Annotated in this window: 20 protein-coding genes; 18 read left to right on the plus strand and 2 right to left on the minus strand. The window is 34.8% G+C overall.

Annotation, left to right across the window (positions count from 1 at the left end; translation table 11 throughout):
* Positions 1–19 precede the first annotated feature (19 nt).
* From AC5XHR_RS00660 to AC5XHR_RS00690, 7 genes are all read left to right on the plus strand, one after another.
* The gene (locus AC5XHR_RS00660; RefSeq protein WP_495948840.1) at positions 20–739 is read left to right on the plus strand and encodes a GIN domain-containing protein; all 720 of its coding nucleotides are present in this window, start codon (positions 20–22) and stop codon (positions 737–739) included.
* Positions 740–756: 17 nt separating this feature from the next.
* Positions 757–2,469 carry a phospho-sugar mutase gene (locus AC5XHR_RS00665; RefSeq protein ID WP_495948841.1) on the plus strand — a complete coding sequence of 571 codons (1,713 nt, stop codon included), beginning with the start codon at positions 757–759 and terminating at the stop codon, positions 2,467–2,469.
* Positions 2,470–2,640: 171 nt separating this feature from the next.
* A complete protein-coding gene (locus tag AC5XHR_RS00670) occupies positions 2,641–3,894 on the plus strand; it encodes a pyridoxal phosphate-dependent aminotransferase (RefSeq protein ID WP_495948842.1) in 1,254 nt (417 codons plus the stop codon).
* A gap of 1 nt (position 3,895) precedes the next feature.
* A complete protein-coding gene (locus AC5XHR_RS00675; protein ID WP_495948843.1) occupies positions 3,896–4,468 on the plus strand; it encodes a hypothetical protein in 573 nt (190 codons plus the stop codon).
* Positions 4,469–4,474: 6 nt separating this feature from the next.
* A complete protein-coding gene (gene kdsB / locus AC5XHR_RS00680; protein ID WP_495948844.1) occupies positions 4,475–5,218 on the plus strand; it encodes a 3-deoxy-manno-octulosonate cytidylyltransferase in 744 nt (247 codons plus the stop codon).
* Positions 5,219–5,282: 64 nt separating this feature from the next.
* Positions 5,283–5,945: a histidine kinase gene (locus tag AC5XHR_RS00685; protein ID WP_495948845.1), complete on the plus strand. Its 663-nt coding sequence runs from the start codon at positions 5,283–5,285 to the stop codon at positions 5,943–5,945.
* An 11-nt stretch (positions 5,946–5,956) separates the two neighbouring features.
* Positions 5,957–6,532: a glutathione peroxidase gene (locus tag AC5XHR_RS00690; RefSeq protein ID WP_495948846.1), complete on the plus strand. Its 576-nt coding sequence runs from the start codon at positions 5,957–5,959 to the stop codon at positions 6,530–6,532.
* A gap of 30 nt (positions 6,533–6,562) precedes the next feature.
* Here AC5XHR_RS00690 and AC5XHR_RS00695 read toward each other — a convergent pair whose 3' ends face one another.
* Complete coding sequence (locus AC5XHR_RS00695; RefSeq protein ID WP_495948847.1) at positions 6,563–7,216, minus strand: NAD(P)H-binding protein; 654 nt, start codon at positions 7,214–7,216, stop codon at positions 6,563–6,565.
* 45 nt (positions 7,217–7,261) lie between these two features.
* On the opposite strand from AC5XHR_RS00695, the gene AC5XHR_RS00700 reads away from it, so the two are divergent.
* The 8 genes from AC5XHR_RS00700 to AC5XHR_RS00735 all read left to right on the plus strand — a co-directional run bounded on the left by AC5XHR_RS00700 (position 7,262) and on the right by AC5XHR_RS00735 (position 12,756).
* The gene (locus AC5XHR_RS00700) at positions 7,262–7,630 is read left to right on the plus strand and encodes an MmcQ/YjbR family DNA-binding protein (protein WP_495948848.1); all 369 of its coding nucleotides are present in this window, start codon (positions 7,262–7,264) and stop codon (positions 7,628–7,630) included.
* Positions 7,631–7,848: 218 nt separating this feature from the next.
* Positions 7,849–8,163: a hypothetical protein gene (locus AC5XHR_RS00705; RefSeq protein ID WP_495948849.1), complete on the plus strand. Its 315-nt coding sequence runs from the start codon at positions 7,849–7,851 to the stop codon at positions 8,161–8,163.
* 10 nt (positions 8,164–8,173) lie between these two features.
* A complete protein-coding gene (locus AC5XHR_RS00710; RefSeq protein WP_495948850.1) occupies positions 8,174–8,503 on the plus strand; it encodes a hypothetical protein in 330 nt (109 codons plus the stop codon).
* A gap of 3 nt (positions 8,504–8,506) precedes the next feature.
* Positions 8,507–8,914: a GLPGLI family protein gene (locus AC5XHR_RS00715; protein WP_495949701.1), complete on the plus strand. Its 408-nt coding sequence runs from the start codon at positions 8,507–8,509 to the stop codon at positions 8,912–8,914.
* 309 nt (positions 8,915–9,223) lie between these two features.
* Positions 9,224–11,302: a glycoside hydrolase family 2 protein gene (locus AC5XHR_RS00720; protein ID WP_495948851.1), complete on the plus strand. Its 2,079-nt coding sequence runs from the start codon at positions 9,224–9,226 to the stop codon at positions 11,300–11,302.
* Between the two features lie 37 nt (positions 11,303–11,339).
* Positions 11,340–11,858, plus strand: coding sequence for an alpha-L-fucosidase (locus AC5XHR_RS00725; protein ID WP_495948852.1), 519 nt, complete (start codon positions 11,340–11,342; stop codon positions 11,856–11,858).
* A gap of 117 nt (positions 11,859–11,975) precedes the next feature.
* Positions 11,976–12,320 (plus strand): hypothetical protein, encoded by a 345-nt coding sequence (locus AC5XHR_RS00730; protein WP_495948853.1) that lies wholly within the window; start codon positions 11,976–11,978, stop codon positions 12,318–12,320.
* On the plus strand, positions 12,226–12,756 hold the full coding sequence (locus tag AC5XHR_RS00735) for an alpha-L-fucosidase (protein WP_495948854.1): 531 nt from the start codon (positions 12,226–12,228) through the stop codon (positions 12,754–12,756). The genes AC5XHR_RS00730 and AC5XHR_RS00735 overlap by 95 nt, the downstream gene beginning before the upstream one ends.
* A gap of 85 nt (positions 12,757–12,841) precedes the next feature.
* Here the strand turns inward: AC5XHR_RS00735 and AC5XHR_RS00740 are convergent, their stop codons facing one another.
* Positions 12,842–13,768, minus strand: coding sequence for a bifunctional riboflavin kinase/FAD synthetase (locus AC5XHR_RS00740; protein ID WP_495948855.1), 927 nt, complete (start codon positions 13,766–13,768; stop codon positions 12,842–12,844).
* Positions 13,769–13,867: 99 nt separating this feature from the next.
* Here AC5XHR_RS00740 and atpD point away from each other — a divergent pair, with 99 nt between their 5' ends.
* The 3 genes from atpD (at position 13,868) to AC5XHR_RS00755 (ending at position 18,959) form a co-directional block, all read left to right on the plus strand.
* Positions 13,868–15,379, plus strand: a complete 1,512-nt coding sequence (atpD, locus tag AC5XHR_RS00745; protein ID WP_495948856.1) for a F0F1 ATP synthase subunit beta — start codon at positions 13,868–13,870, stop codon at positions 15,377–15,379.
* Between the two features lie 89 nt (positions 15,380–15,468).
* Positions 15,469–15,750, plus strand: coding sequence for a FoF1 ATP synthase subunit delta/epsilon (locus tag AC5XHR_RS00750; RefSeq protein ID WP_495948857.1), 282 nt, complete (start codon positions 15,469–15,471; stop codon positions 15,748–15,750).
* Between the two features lie 296 nt (positions 15,751–16,046).
* Positions 16,047–18,959 (plus strand): SusC/RagA family TonB-linked outer membrane protein, encoded by a 2,913-nt coding sequence (locus tag AC5XHR_RS00755; protein WP_495948858.1) that lies wholly within the window; start codon positions 16,047–16,049, stop codon positions 18,957–18,959.
* Positions 18,960–18,972 lie beyond the last annotated feature (13 nt).

Genomic DNA, 18,972 nt, shown 5'->3' on the forward strand with positions numbered 1-18,972 from the left:
TGCCTTGATATTTTATGACATGAATTTAAAGAATAGAATCTCGTATCTTTTTGGTTTTCCTCTGATGTTGGGCATTTTGGTAAGTTGCGGAAGACTAGAGCCTAAAGGCGAAATCGAGATGAAAGAATATAAAATCGGGGATTTTAAAGGCATCGATGCAAAAGGAAAATTTCGAGTTTTTTATATTGAATCCGATTTAAATAAAGTGGAAGTTGAGTCCTATCCCAATTACATTAAAAATTTGGATGTTGATGTGGATAACGACCAATTGAAGTTGATTGAAAACCGAGCAACGAAAGGACAAGAATTTTACACGGTAACGGTTTATACCAAGAATAAAACCGACTTTTTGAAATTAGCAGATTCGGTGGAATTTAATGTTTCAGGAGAAATGAAAGGCCAAGATTTGAAGGTAGCGATAAAAGACAACGCAAAATTCATTGGTTTTGTTCGTTCACCAAAAGTTTCTTTGGAAATGTCCAACGGAAGTTTGGCGAACTTTTCAGGAGTAACGAATAGAGCAGATTTGAAAATTCAAGACACAGCAAACATTATTGCAACTTATTGGCAAGTGAATTCCTTGAATTTGAATGCGAAAAACGGTTCCTATACCGAGATTTCAACAAAAGATACGTTGAAAGGTGTTGTTGATAACACCGCAAAACTAACTTATTATGGTGATCCTGTCCGAGCCATTAAAATCGGAAAAGACACCAAAGTAGAAAATGTAGAACTTTAAAAATTAGAAAAATACATATGACAACAGTAGACAAAGCAAAATTGTGGCTAAACGATACGTTTGACGAAGTAACACGAAACGCTGTTCAAGAGCTTATCGATTCAAATTCTCCCGATTTAGAAGATTCTTTCTATCGTGAATTAGAATTCGGAACCGGCGGTATGCGTGGAATTATGGGGGTTGGAACAAATCGTTTGAATAAATATACCTTAGGACAAGCAACGCAAGGTCTTGCCAATTATTTGCATCAATCGTTTCCTAATGAGGAGATTAAAGTTGCGATTGCATACGACGTTCGAAATAACTCCAAAGAGTTCGGAAAGCTAGTTGCAGACGTTCTTACAGCAAACGGAATTAAAGTATTACTTTTCAAGGAGCATCGCCCAACGCCTGAGTTGTCGTTTACCGTTCGTGATAAAAAATGTAATGCTGGAATTGTTTTGACGGCTTCGCACAATCCGCCAGAATATAATGGTTATAAAGTATATTGGAATGATGGGGCGCAAGTGGTTCCACCAGACGATGAAAACATCATCAAAGAAGTGTATTCAACGAAATTTGAAGAGATAAAATTTGATGGAAATGATGATTTAATCGAGTGGATTGGACCAGAACAAGATGATGTGTATATTGATGCGTGTATTGAAAACTCCATGTATCAAAATGTAGGTCGCGATATGCTGAATATCGTGTTCACATCGATTCACGGAACTACCTATACAACGGTTCCAAAAGCCTTGAAAAAAGCAGGTTTCACTAGAATTGATTTGGTTACAGAACAGATGATTCCTAGTGGGAATTTTCCAACGGTAGATTCTCCAAATCCAGAAGAACCAGCGGCGTTGTCTATGGCAATGGATTTGGCTCGAATTACCAACGGCGATATCGTTATTGGTACAGATCCAGACGGAGATCGCTTGGGAATTGCGGTTCGTAATTTAGATGGCGAAATGCAATTACTGAATGGAAATCAAACCAATACGATTTTGACGTATTACATTCTAGATCAGTGGAAAAAAGCAGGAAAAATTACAGGAAAAGAATTTATTGGTTCTACGATTGTAACTTCCGACGTTTTCTTTGATGTTGCTGAGAAATTCGGTGTTGATTGCAAAGTTGGATTAACAGGTTTCAAATGGATCGGAAAAATGATTCGTGATTTCGAAGGCAAAGAAAAATTCATTTGCGGTGGCGAAGAAAGTTTTGGATTTATGACGGGAGATTTCGTTCGTGATAAAGATTCTTGTGGATCAATACTTACAGCTTGCGAAATCGCTGCTTGGTGTAAAGCCAATGGTACAACGATGTATCAGTACATGATCGATATTTACAAAGAAGTCGGAATGTATTATGAGGGCTTAATTAATGTAGTGAAAAAAGGTAGAGAAGGGGCAGAAGAAATTCAAAATATGATGAAGAATTTCCGCGAAAATCCACCAAAAGAAATCGCTGGATCGCTAGTGGAAGAAGTAAAAGATTTCAAAGAACAAACGTGTTTTGTAGTTTCTAAAAATGAGAAAAAGGTGATGGATGATATTCCAAAATCCAATGTTTTGATTTACTATACGCAAGACGGAACCAAAGTTTGTGTTCGCCCTTCAGGAACCGAGCCTAAAATTAAATTCTATGTTTCGGTAAAAGACTCTATCAATTCAGAAGCTGATTTTGTTGCTAAACTTCCTGTTTTAGAAGCAAAAATAAATCAAGTAAAACAAGACTTGAATCTGTAATTAACAAGATAAATAATCATTTCAACAATAGAAAAGCTTTCCTTTTTTGGAAAGCTTTTTTTATGCTTACGCAGAAGTAAAAAAATACCAAATTTTGTCTTTTAAAACAGTCCAAAGTCATTATTATTCAATAATTTTGTTGTTTTAATCAACGAAAATAATACGTAAAAAGTGAAAGTTTCAAAGTTAGCAACCAACCTGATCGGTTCTGAAATTGTGAAAATCGGAAATGAAGTCAATGATTTAAAAGCACAAGGTGCTGAAATTGCGAATTTGACGATTGGAGATTTGAATTCGAATATCTATCCAATTCCAGCGGAATTGAAAGAAGAAATTCAGAAAGCCTATCAAAATAATTTAACAAACTATCCACCAGCAAATGGTTTGGCTACGTTGAGAAAATCCGTTTCTCAAGACTTGAAACTTCGTTGGAATTTGGATTATACACCAGATGACATTTTGGTTACTGCTGGTTCTAGACCGTTAATTTATGCTGTTTTCAAAACGATTGTTGATGAAGGCGATAAAGTGGTTTACCCAATTCCTTCGTGGAATAACAATCATTATGCGTACATGACGGGAGCTAATGCGGTCGAAGTGAAAACGACTCAAGAAAACAATTTCCTGCCAACAGCTGCGGATTTAAAAGATCACCTAAAAGGAGCTGTTCTTTTATGCTTGTGTTCACCTTTGAACCCGACAGGGACGATGTTTTCTAAAGAACAGTTGACTGAAATTTGTGAATTGGTTATTGCAGAAAATAAATCTCGTGGCGCTGATGAGAAACCGTTGTACATCATGTACGATCAAATTTATTCGAATTTAACATTTGATGCCAAACACGTTGATCCCGTTTCGTTGTTTCCAGAAATGAAAGATTATACGGTGTATATAGAGGGAATTTCAAAATGTCTTGCCGCAACGGGAGTTCGTGTAGGTTGGGGATTCGGTCCATCACATATTATCAAGAAAATGGCGGCTTTGTTGACGCATGTTGGTGCTTGGGCGCCAAAGCCAGAGCAAGAAGCTACCGCGAAATATTATGAAAGTAAAGAACGTGTTGATTCGTTTGTTACTGATTTTAAAGGAAAGTTAGAAACGAGTTTGAAAGTCCTTCACCAAGGAATTCAAGATATGAAATCCAAAGGAATGGCTGTAGAAAGCATTCAGCCGATGGGCGCTTTGTATTTAACAATTAAGCTTGATTATATTGGAAAAACAAAACCGGATAGTTCTGTGATTGAGAATTCTTCGGATTTGGTGTTTTATCTAATTAAAGAAGGTGGGGTGGCTTTGGTGCCGTTTTCAGCGTTTGGAGATGATGCTTCAGCGCCTTGGTTCCGTGCTTCTGTTGGTGGACTTTCTTTGGACGAAATCAAAGTAATGTTGCCGAAATTAGAAAATGCTTTAGCTCAATTGAAGTAACATGAGATTAGCCCTAATTGGACTTGTGTTAGCGGGTTTGTTGTCGTGTAAAAAAGAATCGACAATAGAAAATTCATCTAATCAAGATTCGTTATCAACGAAAACAGTCAGTGAAAACAAGCCAATAAATCCGAATTTTGAAACGATTATAGAGAAGTTTCCTTTGAAATCGATTCCGGTGGTTGATTCTACTAATTTTGATAATGAAAATCTTTTAAAGCCTTTAACAGAAGCTGATTTAAAAGAATTGAAATTGGATAAATTGTTTACGGATGGAAGTAATTTTAAAATCAATTCGAGATATGATTTGAGTCCGGATTTTAAAACCATTAGTGTTTCATTCAATAAAGGTGATATGGAGATTTCAACAGAATTATTGAATTTCAATCTTCAGGGAGAAGTAATTGATCACATAGAAGTGGCGTATGATGAGATTGCTGAATCAGCGTTCAGAAAATCAAGCCATATTTCAAAAGATAAAATCGTATTAACTGACGAAAATTATCTAGAAGATCCGGCTAAAATTCAGGAGTTTACGTATAAAATTCTTCCTTCGGGAAAAATCCAAAAATAAGCGATTATGAAAATTATAGCGGTTATTCCGGCACGATATCAAGCAAGTCGTTTTCCAGGAAAATTGATGCAAATTTTGGGTGAAAAAACGGTGATTTCAACAACCTATCAAAATGTTGTTGAAACAGGTTTGTTTGACGATGTTTTTGTTGCTACAGACTCGGAAATCATCTTTAACGAAATTATGGATAATGGCGGAAACGCTGTGATGACGGGCGAACATGAAACGGGAAGCGATCGTATTGCGGAAGCGGTTCAAAACATCGATTGCGACATTGTTGTTAATGTTCAAGGTGATGAACCTTTCTTGAAAAAAGAACCTTTGAAACAATTGATTTCGGTTTTTCATGAAGATCATCAAAAAGAAATTTCTTTGGCTTCGTTGAAGATTCAACTTTCCAATTTTGAAGATGTTGAAAACCCAAATAACGTCAAAGTAATTACAGATAAAGAGGGTTTTGCCTTGTATTTTAGTCGTTCCGTAATTCCTTATCCTAGAGAGACTTCGGTGGAAACGCTATACTACAAACATATTGGTGTTTACGCGTTTCGAAAAGAAGCCTTGATTACGTTTGCTCAACTGGCGATGCGACCTTTGGAAATAGCAGAAAAAATTGAATGCATCCGCTATTTGGAGTACGGAATGAAAATTAAATTAATTGAAACCGACTTTGTTGGAGTGGGAATCGATGTTCCAGAAGATTTAGAAAAAGCGAAAGAGATTTTAAACAATGCGAAATCTCATCTGTAGAAAATAAGTTTCGATACTACTCGTTTAAAAGAAAAGAGATATATTTGAATTTCAAATTGAACTAATGAAGAACGTTTTTTTGGTAGTAACCATCCTTTTTGCACAACTATTTTTTGCTCAAACAGCAAAAGAAATTATAGATAAAAACATTGAAAATACAGGAGGATTAACGAATTGGAAATTATTGAATTCCGTGATTCTTACTGGAAATGTGAGCTTGGGAATTAAAGATCAATATCCGATTAAAATTTTCCAACAAAGACCGAATTTAACCAAAACGGCAATAACCATTAACCGTAAAGAAATGCCTATTGAAGGCTTTGACGGTAAAAAAGGCTATGCCATGAATTATGCGACCAACAAGTTGCAGGAATACGCAAGTTATGTTCCCGAAAGTTTTGATAATGATTTTATCGATTGGGAAAATAAAGGTTTTGAAGCCAAGTATTTAGGAAAAGAAAAAATTGGGGAAATCTACTGCCATAAAGTAGAATTAACCAAGAATGTGAATAAAACCATGTATTATTTTGATACCAAAAATTACATGTTGATTAAAGAAGAGAAAAGCGATGAAACCTTAATCTACTCCGATTATAAGCCTGTTGGAAGCTTGAAATTTCCTTTCAGAATTGAGAGTTCTAGCGATAAAAAAGATGGTGATTATGTGATTTTGCTTTCGAAAATCGAGACCAATAGAGTATTGCCCGAGAATACATTTAAATTTTAAATCGAATTAAAATGAAAAAATTATTTATCGTTTTTCTTTCTGTAGTAGCGTTTTTTCAAAGTTGCGCTCAAAAGAAATCCGACGTTTCTAAATCGAAAACCAAAGAACTTATGGGAAAATCTATTTACGACTATAAAGTGGAAGCTTTAAACGGAGGCGAATTGAATTTTGCAAATTATAAAGGAAAGAAAATCCTGATTGTAAACACCGCATCCGAATGTGGATTTACACCACAATACAAAGATTTGGAGGAGATTTCTAAAAAATATGCAGGAAAATTAGTGGTTGTCGGGTTTCCAGCAAACAATTTTGGTGGTCAAGAGCCAGGAAGCAATGCAGAAATTGGAGCTTTTTGTGAGAAAAATTTCGGTGTAACTTTTCCTTTAGCAGCGAAGGTTTCGGTGAAAGGTGACGACACAGCGCCAATTTTTAAATTCCTAACTGAAAAAGAATTGAATGGAGTAAAAGACACAAGTATTCTATGGAACTTCACGAAATTCTTAGTAGACGAAAATGGAAAATTAATTGATTCCTTTGTTAGTACAACAAAACCAACAGACGAAGCGATTACAAAATATTTGAACTAAAAAAGAATCCACTCATTTGAGTGGATTTTTTTAATTTGTTTTTTTCGCAAAATTCGAAATCGTGTTCAGTTTTATTTGAGAGATTCCGTTTGATTTTATTTTGGAAGCCTTGATCATGGCTTGAGCCAAAACATCGGTAGGCAAAGGTTCTTGGCTTTTGAATAAACCTAATTTATTTGCAAACCGAATCACTTTTCCGCCCAAAACTTCGCCTTGACGATCGCTGTCTTTACGCTCCAACATTACGGGGTTAAAAATTGTTAATTTGTTAAAATGCAATGCTTTTACGGCTTCTTCAAGTTCACCTTTAATGCGTGAATAAAAGAGTTTAGATTGAGGTGATGCACCATACGCCGAAACCAAAACATAATCATCCACCTGATTTTCTTTTGCTGCTTGTGCAAAATGATATTGATAATCATAATCTACTTTTCGCTGCGCTTCTTTGCTGCCCGCCGCTTTAAGAGTGGTTCCCAGGCACGAAAACGCAACATCTCCTTGAATCAAATCCTTCCAATCTTCAGGTTTTTCAAAATCAACGACATGATTTGTCAATTTCGGATGCTGAAAATCCAAATCCTTACGCGTAAACGTATGAACTTCTGAGAAATTAGAATCAGTAACCAGTTGTTTTACCAACTCTTTTCCTGTAGCGCCTGTTGCGCCAATGATTAAAGCTTTCATAAGATTAACTCAAATTTTCTAGTTAAAAATACTACTTTTACAAGTATGGAAGCAAATGATATTCGAGATTATTGTTTAAAGAAGAAAGGTGTTCGTGAGGATTTCCCTTTCGATAATGAAACCTTAGTTTTTAAAGTCGGAGAAAAGATTTTTCTCTTAATGAGCTTAGAAAAACATCCTTTATTAATAAATGTAAAGACCGATCCCGAGTGGAGCGATTCCTTACGAGAAGAATATCCTCAAATTACGGGCGGTTATCATATGAATAAAAAACATTGGAACTCGGTACAATGTATCGGCATCAAATCCGATTTGATTTTGAAACTCATCGATCATTCGTACGATTTGGTTTTTTCGTCGCTAACAAAGAAAGTAAGAGAGGAAATTATGAGTGAAATTAAATGGCGATTGTAATTTTTTATTTATAGTAAATTTATAGTGTTTTGATTGATTTTGCATAATTATATTGAATATTTAAAATAATTATTTAGTGATTTCGCAACTAAATCAATTTAATATAATAAAAAATTCAAAAAAATACTTGCTTTGTGTTTTTTTTTTTTACGTTTGAAAAATACCAAATCAGTGCACGCATTTGGTAGAAAAAACCAAAATTTTTAAAACAAAACATTATGAAAAAGATTATTTTAGGACTGTGTTTCACAGTTGGATTTTCAGCAGCTTCTTTTGCAAAAACTGAAGTAAGAACTAATAGCCAAGTTAGTGAGTTTAAGGACTCTAAAGAATTTAATGTAGAACTATGTGGTGTAGCAATTACCTATTATGACAAGAATGGTTTTGCTTATGATGTTGATTATAAGTTTTCTGATCAGCCTACATTAGCATCATGTCAAAGTTGGCAAAGTAATGTGATTAACAGTTTAATTGCTCGAGGGTACATAGTTACAAGTGAAAGTTCGGCTCCTATTGATAGTACTCAGCCTTAAAACATTAATTATGATTAAGTACATATTTTTAATATTTCCTTTTTTATTTTATTCTCAACAGGTGAAAGTAGAATATTTGAATATTAGGTCAGCGATTGCAAATGTAAAGGAGTATCTTTATCTCAAAGAAAATAATGCAATTTCTATCCAAGATTCTATTGTGTCATTTAAGTACCCAAATGACATTTCTGCAAAAACTAAGAATGTAGGTTTTTCAAATCACTATATTTCAAATAATATAAATTCTGATGAAAATCGTTTTTTTCATTTTATGGAAGTGATTGGTAATGACAGTGAACATTTTTATTTAGTAAAAGACAATGTTCCAAAGATTAATTGAACGATAGACTATAAAAATACCAAAACTTTATTAGGTTACAAGTGTTTTAAAGCAGAAGGTGAATTTAGAGGACGTAATTATGAAGCATATTTTACTCCCGATTTGAAGTTTGATGCAGGACCTTATAAATTTTATGGTTTGCCAGGATTGATTCTGGAAATAAAAGCAAAAAATTTATCTTTTTTTTGGTGGAAAGCAACTAGTGTAGAAACTAATAATAAAGAAGTTGTAAAATTTGTGCCACTTTATAAGAACTACAACGAACTTGAAAATAAAGATTTCATTTCGCTTAAAGATGCGGATAGAGCAAAATTTTCAAAACAAATTGCTGATATTAGAATGCCTGGTGTTATTAGGCAAGAGATCAAAGAAAGGCCAGGTATTGAAGCAATATTTGAATGGGAAAAGTAAAAAAATAATCATAACTTAATTATGAATCTAGCAAATAATTTTGCTAGATTTTTTATTTAATCATCATACAGATTATTAAGGCTAATTGGAGATATTGTTTTAAAACTATAGATTTCATCGAGCTACCCATTAAACAATAATATATAACTGTTTTTTCAAATTTGACAAATATTTTTTTTAAAAACATATCAAATTATCAAAAAAAAATCTATTTTAGTGAACGTTTATTGAATTGACACCTAATTTCAATTATACTATTGAATTGTCAATCGAAAATAGCTTGTATTACCCAAATATAAATAGATTTTAATGAAAAGAAATTTTAAAAGTGGAATGGTGTTAGCTTACGCTTTGGGCTTTACTTTTTTTTATGGACAACGAAAAGTAGAAAGTTTCAACCAAGATTGGGCATTTTTTCAGCCTAAAAATGATACCTATAATTTTAATTTTGAAAATGGTCAAGATTTAAAATTGACATCCATCGATTTATGGGAAAAAGTGAATCTTCCGCATACATTTAATAAAGATGATATGCAGAAGGATAGAAACTTTTATACGGGAACGGTGGTCTATCAGAAAAAACTAAAATTAGCTCTTGAACAAGCCAATAAACGAATCTATTTAAAATTTGAAGGCGTTGGTCAGGTTGCTCAGATTTATGTAAATAATAAATATATTGGAGCTCATAAAGGCGGTTATTCTCAATTTGCTTTTGAAATCACACATTCATTAAATAAAGAGACAGAAAATGTAATTACGGTTCTTGCTAACAATCAGGCGAGAAAAGATGTGATTCCGGTTAATCAGTTTTTATTCCCTATCTATGGGGGAATTTATCGTCCAGTTTCATTAATAACAACTGATAAAACGAACTTTACGGTAACCGATGATGCCGCGCCTGGAATTTTAATAAAACAGAAAAATGTTTCCAAACAATCAGCATTAGTTGGAGTTTCAGCTAAATTTACAACCACAGAAACACAAACTCAAAATTTAACTTTAGAAACTTCAATTGTTGATTCTAAAGGGAAAGTTGTAACAACTAAAAAATCTCCAGTAGCTGTTTCACCTCAAGGAACAACTTATCTTACAGAAGAATTTCAAATGAAAAATCCGCATTTATGGGATGGTGTTCGCGATCCGTATTTGTATTCTGTAAAAAGCAGGTTGTTAAAAGGGAGTCAAGAAATTGATGCTGTAACCCAACCTTTAGGAATTCGAAAAGTGGAAGTAATTCCAGGAAAAGGGTTTATTTTAAATGGAAAGTCGTATCCAATGCATGGCGTGTCTAGACATCAAGATTTATGGGGCTACGGTTCGGCTTTAAGTGTTGAACAACATCGAGCGGATATGGAGTTAATGAAAGAAATGGGCGTGACAACGCTTCGTTTGGCTCATTATCAACAAGCGCCACAAATGTATGAACTGGCTGATGAGTACGGATTTTTGGTTTGGGCAGAAATTCCGTTTGTGAATGCCGTTTCCTATCAAGAATCTGAGAATGCAAAGCAACAAATGACCGAGTTGGTGAAGCAAAACTACAATCATCCCTCCATTTATGTTTGGGGAATTCATAATGAAGTATACTCCAAAACACGAGATGAGCAGGTGCCAACGCTCTCTAAACAGCTCAATGAAATTGCAAAACAGTTGGATCCAGGTCGTTTCACAAGTGCTGTAAATGGATATAGCGAAATTGATCGCCAAGAAAATTTGACAACCGATATTCAAGGAATTAACCACTATTACGGTTGGTATTCGGGTGAAATTATGGATTTGGAAAAATGGGCAAAAAATCTTGAAGAAAAATTCCCGACCTATAAAATTATTTTAAGTGAATATGGTGCGGATGGTAATATGGATCAATCTTCAGAAATGCCTCAGAAACCCGCCAATGTTGTTAATGGAACCTTCTTTCCAGAAAATTATCAAACGGAAACCCACATTCAGCAATGGGCGATCATTGAGAAACATCCAATAATTGCGGCGTCTTATGTTTGGAATATGTTTGAATTTGCAGTTCCCATGTGGAATCGTGGCGGCGTGAATGCTCGAAACTTGAAAGGCTTAATTAGTTTTGATCGTAAGCGTAAAAAAGATTCTTTTTATTGGTACAAGGCAAACTGGAATCCTGAACCAATGCTTTATTTAGCAAATCGACGTGATAATAAACGAACAACTTCAACGGCTAAAATCCAAGCATTTTCTAATCTGAAAAATCCAAAATTCATCATTAATGGACAAGAATTTACTCCGAAAAATGGAGTTAATGCAAAACATTGGGTTTTGGAAAATGTAAATCTAAAAAAAGGAGAAAACATCATTAAAGCAAAGGCTACAGATGGAAAACAAAATTTCTCAGATGAAATGATTTGGACTTTAGAATAATATGAAAAAAAAAATCAAAATAGGAGCTTAAGGTTTGATGTTAGCTTCAGTCGGAATTAATGCGCAAGCGTGGAAAGGTGAAAAAATAGAAAAGCCAAAAGAAAGGAAAACATTGAAGTATGGTCCGATAACACCTGCAAACAGAACGGATACGGACAAGGAGAAATTCCGAGATTACGGTTTTGGAGAGTTCATCCATTGGGGCGTTTATGCAATTCCAGGAAACGAATGGGAGGGTGTTAGTGCACGTAAAGGAGCTGCTGCTTCGGAGTGGCTTCGTACTTGGAAAGGGCCAACGGCTCACAAAGATTGGGAAAAAACGTACGATAATCTGTATAAGCAATTTAATCCCAAAAATTTTGACGCCAAACGTTGGGCAAAAGAAGCCAAACAAATGGGAGCAAAATACACTATTTATACAACTAAGCATCATGATAGTTTTGCTTTGTGGCCAACCAAGTATTCGAATTATAATATTACAAAATCACCTTATAAAAAGGATATTGTACAAGAAGTTGTAGATGCCTATACCGCAGAAGGAATTGATGTATTCTAGTATTTTTCAGTTTTAGAGTGGAACAATCCGGATTATATCCATACGGAACCCAAAACAGCTGAAGAGAAAGCAAAATTCAATACATTTTTGAAGTATACATGAAATCAGCTTTTAGAATTGTTGAAAAATTATCCGCAAATAAAAGGATTTTGGTTTGATGGCACTTGGGACAAAAGCTGGGTTTCCTATGCAGAATTTACCTATAACTTAGAAAAAGAACTTCGTGAGAAACATATCGGCTTAATTATTCGAAGCCGTTTTAGAAATGATGAGTCTGGAAAACGATATTTCGATTCGAATGGCGATTTGCTAGGAGATTATGAACAAGGTTGGGAGCGTAAGCTACCTAAAACCTACGAATCTCTTAATGGGAACGATTGGGGGTGCGGTAATGACAATTCCGCCAAACGGCTGGGTTTATGTGATAGATTGGAATGGGTTTTATACAAAAAACACCTATGACCTTCTTGATATGTTGATGAAGTCACGATCAATGGGTGGTAATTTTGTGTTGAATTTTGGTCCGGACGGTAATGGTAATTTCCACCAAGAAGAAGATAAAATTAGAATTCAAATAGGGGATTGGATGAAAATAAATTCGGAAGCAGTTTATGGAACAAGACATGCGGATGTACCACTTTCTGATTACGGAAATTTCACTCAAAAAGACGATACCTTATATTTAACGGTTTTCAACAGACCTGTAAATAACGTTTTACGATTGGTTATGGAGAAAAAAGCCAAAAAGATCCATGGAAGTGCTTCTTTATTGCAAAACGGAAAGGAACTTGCGTTGAAACATAGCAATATTGAACTCGATCTTGATAAAAACATCCATTTTGATGTGATTCTTCCTAAAGATTTTCAAAGTGAGCAACCATTTGTTGTAAAAAAATAATTGAAAAAAGGAACTGTAGCCGGCGAAAAGTTAATGGACGCTAAAATGTAAATAAAAAACGGAGGCTACTAGCTTCCGTTTTTGTTTATGATTTACTAAAAAACTTTTCTGTTTTTATTTTATCCTCATTCAATTTTTCAATCAGTTTTTCCAGACTTTCGAATTTAATTTCGTCATGAAGAAAATCGCGAAATTTAACGGTGATTTCTTTCCCATAAATATCTTGGTCAAAATCAAGAATATTTACTTCAACAGTTAGTTGATCTCCGTTCACGGTTGGATTGGTACCAACGCTTAGCATTCCTTTGTGGAAAATTCCATCTACAAAAACGTCAACAATATAAGCGCCTTTTTTAGGAAGAAGTTTAATGGTTTGATAATCAATATTAGCTGTTGGGAAACCAATCGTTCGTCCAATTTGCTTTCCTTCAATCACCTTTCCAGAAATTGGATACGGGTATCCTAGCATTTCGTTGGCTTCTTCGATTCGGCCTTCAGCAAGCACATTTCTGATTTTTGTTGAAGAAATGTGATCATTATGAATATTAACGGCTTCCATTTGGATTACTTCGTAACCTAATTCGGGAGCTAATTGCTTTAACAATTCAAAATTTCCGCTTTTGTTTTTTCCAAAAACATGATCGTAACCAACAATAAGGTATTTTACATTCAATTTTTCAACTAAAATCTGTCGAATAAACTCTTCACCCGAAAGATTTCGAAATGCCTCATCAAATTCTTTTAAAAATAAATTCTGAATTCCGAACTGCGCTAAAAGCTGCGCTTTTTCTTCAACGGTATTCAATAATTTAAGATCATCATTTGGGTTAAACACCAAACGTGGATGCGGCCAAAAAGTTAAAATAGAAGGTTCTAAGTTTTTTTCTTGGGCAACTTGCGTTAGTTTTTCGATAATACTTTGGTGTCCACGATGCACGCCATCAAACACTCCAAGGGACAGTGCAAGGGGATTTTTAGAAGAAAATGATTCGAAATCTCGGTAGATTTTCAATGTGAAATAATTTGAATACAAATATGATAAAAATCTTTCTTTTAACCAATTGCAGATTTAGGAAGTTTCCTTATATTTGCAAAACGAAAATTTTTAGCAATGGCAAACCAAATAAAAGGTAAAATTTCACAAATTATCGGTCCTGTTATCGACGTTATCTTCACAGAAGTTGAAGAGCTTCCAAAAATCTATGATGCTTTGGTTATTAACAAAGAGAATGGCGATAAAGTAGTTCTAGAGGTAGAACAACACATTGGAGAAGATTCAGTAAGATGTATCGCAATGGATGCTACAGATGGTCTTAAAAGAGGTCAAGAAGTTGTAGCTCAAGGAAGACAAATCACTATGCCAATCGGAGACGGTGTTAATGGTAGATTGTTTAACGTTGTTGGTGATGCTATCGATGGTCTTCCAGAATTATCTAAAGACGGCGGTTTGCCAATCCACAGAGAAGCGCCAAAATTTGATCAATTATCAACTTCAGCAGAAGTTTTATTTACAGGTATTAAAGTAATCGACCTTATCGAGCCTTATGCAAAAGGAGGTAAGATTGGATTGTTCGGTGGTGCTGGTGTAGGTAAAACAGTATTGATCCAGGAGTTGATTAACAATATTGCAAAAGGTCACGGTGGTCTTTCTGTATTCGCGGGAGTAGGAGAAAGAACAAGAGAAGGAAACGACCTTTTGAGAGAGATGTTGGAATCTGGAATTATTAAGTACGGTGAAGATTTCATGCACTCTATGGAAAATGGAGGATGGGATCTTTCTAAAGCGAATCTTGAAGAAATGAAAGATTCTAAATGTACTTTCGTATTCGGACAGATGAATGAGCCACCTGGTGCAAGAGCTAGAGTTGCCCTTTCTGGACTTACGATTGCAGAATATTTCCGTGATGGTGATGGACAAGGACAAGGAAGAGACGTATTATTCTTCGTAGATAATATCTTCCGTTTTACACAAGCAGGTTCAGAGGTGTCGGCACTTTTAGGTCGTATGCCATCTGCAGTAGGTTACCAACCAACATTAGCTTCTGAGATGGGAGCGATGCAGGAAAGAATTACATCAACTAAAAACGGATCTATTACTTCAGTACAGGCAATTTATGTACCTGCGGATGACTTAACTGACCCGGCTCCAGCTACAACGTTTGCTCACTTAGATGCAACAACGGTATTGGACAGAAAGATTGCTTCATTAGGAATTTATCCAGCAGTAGATCCACTTTCATCTACTTCTAGAATCTTGAATCCTGAAATTTTAGGAAACGAGCATTACGACTGTGCACAAAGAGTAAAAGAAATCTTACAAAGATATAAAGCATTACAAGATATCATCGCGATTCTTGGTATGGAAGAACTTTCTGAAGAAGATAAATTGGTTGTTTACCGTGCAAGAAAAGTACAGAGATTCTTATCTCAGCCTTTCCACGTAGCAGAACAATTTACAGGTATTCCAGGTGCGTTGGTAGATATTAAAGATACCATCAAAGGATTTAATATGATTATCGACGGACAGTTGGATCACCTTCCAGAAGCTTGTTTCAACTTGAAAGGTTCTATCGATGAAGCGATTGAAGCAGGAGAAAAAATGCTTGCTGAAAACAACGCTTAATAATTAGACATAAAGATACCAGATACGAGACATGAGACTTTAAGGTTGTCTGAAATCTGAAATCTGAAATCTTCAAATCTAAATTTAAAATGAACATTAAAATATTAACACCTGAAACGGTAGTATTTGAAGGAGAAGTAAAATCTGTTTTGCTTCCTGGAAAAAATGGGGAATTTCATATTATGAAAAGCCACGCTGCTATCGTATCATCACTTAACTCGGGAAAAGTAAAACTTTTTACGGACACTATTGATGCTAAATACGCTAAAAATTTTACGCAAGAAGTAGATAAAGAACCGTTTTTCTCGTACCCAATTGCAAGTGGTGTGGTAGAATTCAACAATGAAAAAGGAATTATATTGGTAGAGTAATACGTCAATATTGATATCCATAAAAAAAAGCTCAGCAAATTTTTGCTGAGCTTTTTTATTTTACTTCTATTTTAATCAATTTTTGGACAAAAACAATCTGAAGATTGGTTTATCAATATAAAATATTTCTTAACAATTGTTAATTATTAGTTAATATTTTTAGTTGTTTCTAAAATTATGTAATACAAAATATGTAAAAAACAGTCGTTTTTATTTAATTTTCTAAAAGGTATTCTTTGAATGGATAAAATATTTATATTTAATTCCGTAAATACAAGAAAATTCTAAATTAGATTATGAAAAAAACTTATGTTAAAATTCTAAGTTTAGCGGCACTGTTTCTTTACGGTGGATTGCTGAAAGCTCAAGAAGATTCTTTAAAATCAAAAACGATTGAAGAAGTAGTTCTTACAGCTTACGGAATTAAAAAGGAAAGAAAATCTCTTGGATACGTGTATCAAGACATTTCCGGTGATGCCATTAAAAATGCCCGCGAAACCAACGTAACCAATTCTCTTGTTGGTAAGGTTACGGGGCTTCAGCTTGTGAAATCTACGATGGGACCAGCTGCGTCATCGAAAATTATCTTAAGAGGTTACAATTCAATTACCGGGGACAACCAGCCTTTAATTGTTGTTGATGGAATTCCGCTAAACAACTTCGTGGGAACCAAAAATAACGATTTCTGGAATCCTGATATGGATATGGGAAATGGTTTAAGCGACATTAACCCGGAAGATATCGAAAATGTCAGTGTTCTAAAAGGTGGAGCAGCATCAGCCTTGTACGGCTCTCGCGCGGGAAATGGGGTTATCATGATTACGACAAAAAGCGGTAAACGTGGAAAAGGAGCTGGAATTACTTACTCGAATACGCTAACGATTAGCGATCTTTTTATGACGCCTGAAGTTCAAAATCAGTTTTCTCAAGGTAACGGTGGCGAGTATGGTGCAACTTCTGGTTCAAGCTGGGGAGCTCGTATTACTGGACAAAAAGTTACGGATTGGAGAGATAGAGAGGTAAGTTTGCAAACGTATAACAACCTTAGAAACTTTTTTAATACAGGAATTTCGAATCTTAATACGTTGACTTTTCAAAATGCGTTAGGAGAAAATTCGCAATTATTTTCATCGGTAAGTTATTTGTCTGATAACAGTATTGTACCAGAATCCAAATACAAAAGATTGAACTTTACAACGAGAGTTTCGTCTCAATTTGGAGAAAATAAAAAATGGAATTCCGATTTAAAGTTTCAATATATTAATTCCGAAGCTTCTAATAGACCAATCAGTGGTGGAAACAATGGAAATTACTATTCAACATTAGTATCCATGCCTAGTACCGTAAATATCCTTGATTTAAAATCAGGAATGGATGTTTTAGGCGCAAAGCAAAACTGGTATATTAAAGATGGGAATAACCCATATTGGAACGTGCATAATCGTTTAAATAACGACTTTAGAAATCGTTTTTTAGTTAATGCAAATCTTCGATACTCTTTTACGGATTGGTTGAACGCGAATGCACAAGTAGGAACGGATATGTATTTCTCCAAATTTGAACAAAAAGTATATAGCGGTGGAAATATAGATAATCAATATTCAACAGGGCAAGATCGTAGTTTTGAAAATAACTACATTTTGAGCTTAAATGCGAAGAAAGATAATATCGTTGGGAAATGGGGAGCATCGCTTTCTGTTTTTGGACAGATCATGAAAACAAGCTATAATAGAACAAATATCGGTGGAATCCTTGCAATCCCGAATTATTTTGTTGTTAAAAATATTAAGTTATCATCCGGAAATGTCAACGAAGATCGTACAGAAAAGCAAATTAACTCCGCATTTGCAACTGGAGAAATTAACTATGATGGTTTCTGGTTCTTAAATGGAACATTTAGAAATGACTGGGCCTCTACCTTAATCGAATCAAACCGTTCGTATCAATATTATTCAGCAAGTACATCGTTAGTTATAACGGATATGATTAAAAAGTTGAATAATACCGAAACGCTAGGAAATTTTTTAACTTTTGCTAAAATTAGAGCTTCTTTTGCGCAAACGGGTAACTCTTTAGATCCGTACAAGCTGCACAACATTTATAATGTTCAGTTGGATCCAAACGGGAATTTCGTTGCGAATAGTGGTGATGTTTTATTTGATCCGAATGTTGTTAGTGAGAAATTATCTACCTATGAATTTGGAACGAATTTGAGATTTTTCAATAGAATTGATTTAGATGTTAACTATTACAATACGAAAGCAAAAAATCAATTGTTAGAACTTCCTTTAAATGATTTTTCTGGGTATAAAAGAAAAATGATTAATGCGGGGGAGATTTCAAACGAAGGTATCGAAGTAATGCTTGGAGCCGATATTGTTAAAAACAATAATTTCACTTGGAATGCCAAGGCAAATTTCTCGAAAAATATCAACAAAATTAACAATCTTGATGGTTCTTTGAAAACGTATTTATTACCAAATGGTGGTTTTGATGCATTCGGAGTTTATGCTAATGTAGGAAGCCGGTATGGTGTTCTTATGGGAACGTCTTACCAAAGAGTGGAAGACCCAAACAGCGAATTCTACGGAAAAATTATTGTGGATAATAGTGGCTTGCCATTAGCAAACAGTACACCTAAAGAACTGGGAGATCAAACTCCAAGAGCAATTGCATCATTTATCAATACGATTAATTATAAAAATTTCACATTGTCTTTCCAAGTTGATGGACGTTTTGGAGGGAAATTCTTCTCAGGAACACAGCATTCACTTGCCGCTAGCGGAAGATCAGCACAAACGGTTATGAACGGCGGACGTGAAGATTTTATTGTTGATGGTGTAAAGCAAAACGGAACTACATATACTGCTAATACGGTGGCGGTTTCGCCAGAAGACTATTGGGGAGCTGTGGTATCTAGAGGAAGTTCTAATTTAGGGATTAACGAAGCATTTATCTACGATGCTACAAATATTCGTTTGAGAAACGTTTCGGTAAGTTACAGTATTCCAAAAACGATGTTAGAGCGTACATTCATTCAAAATGCGAGATTAACTTTATCAGCAAATAATGTATGGATGATTCACAGTAAAGCCGATGGGATCGATCCTGAATCATCTTTCGCGGTAAATACGAACGCTTCAGGCTTTGAATATTTCTCATTTCCTACGTCAAGATCTTTCAACTTTAATTTAACAGTAGGATTCTAAAAAACAAAAAAGA

It is taken from the genome of Kaistella sp. CFF1-2 (genome assembly GCF_059509915.1).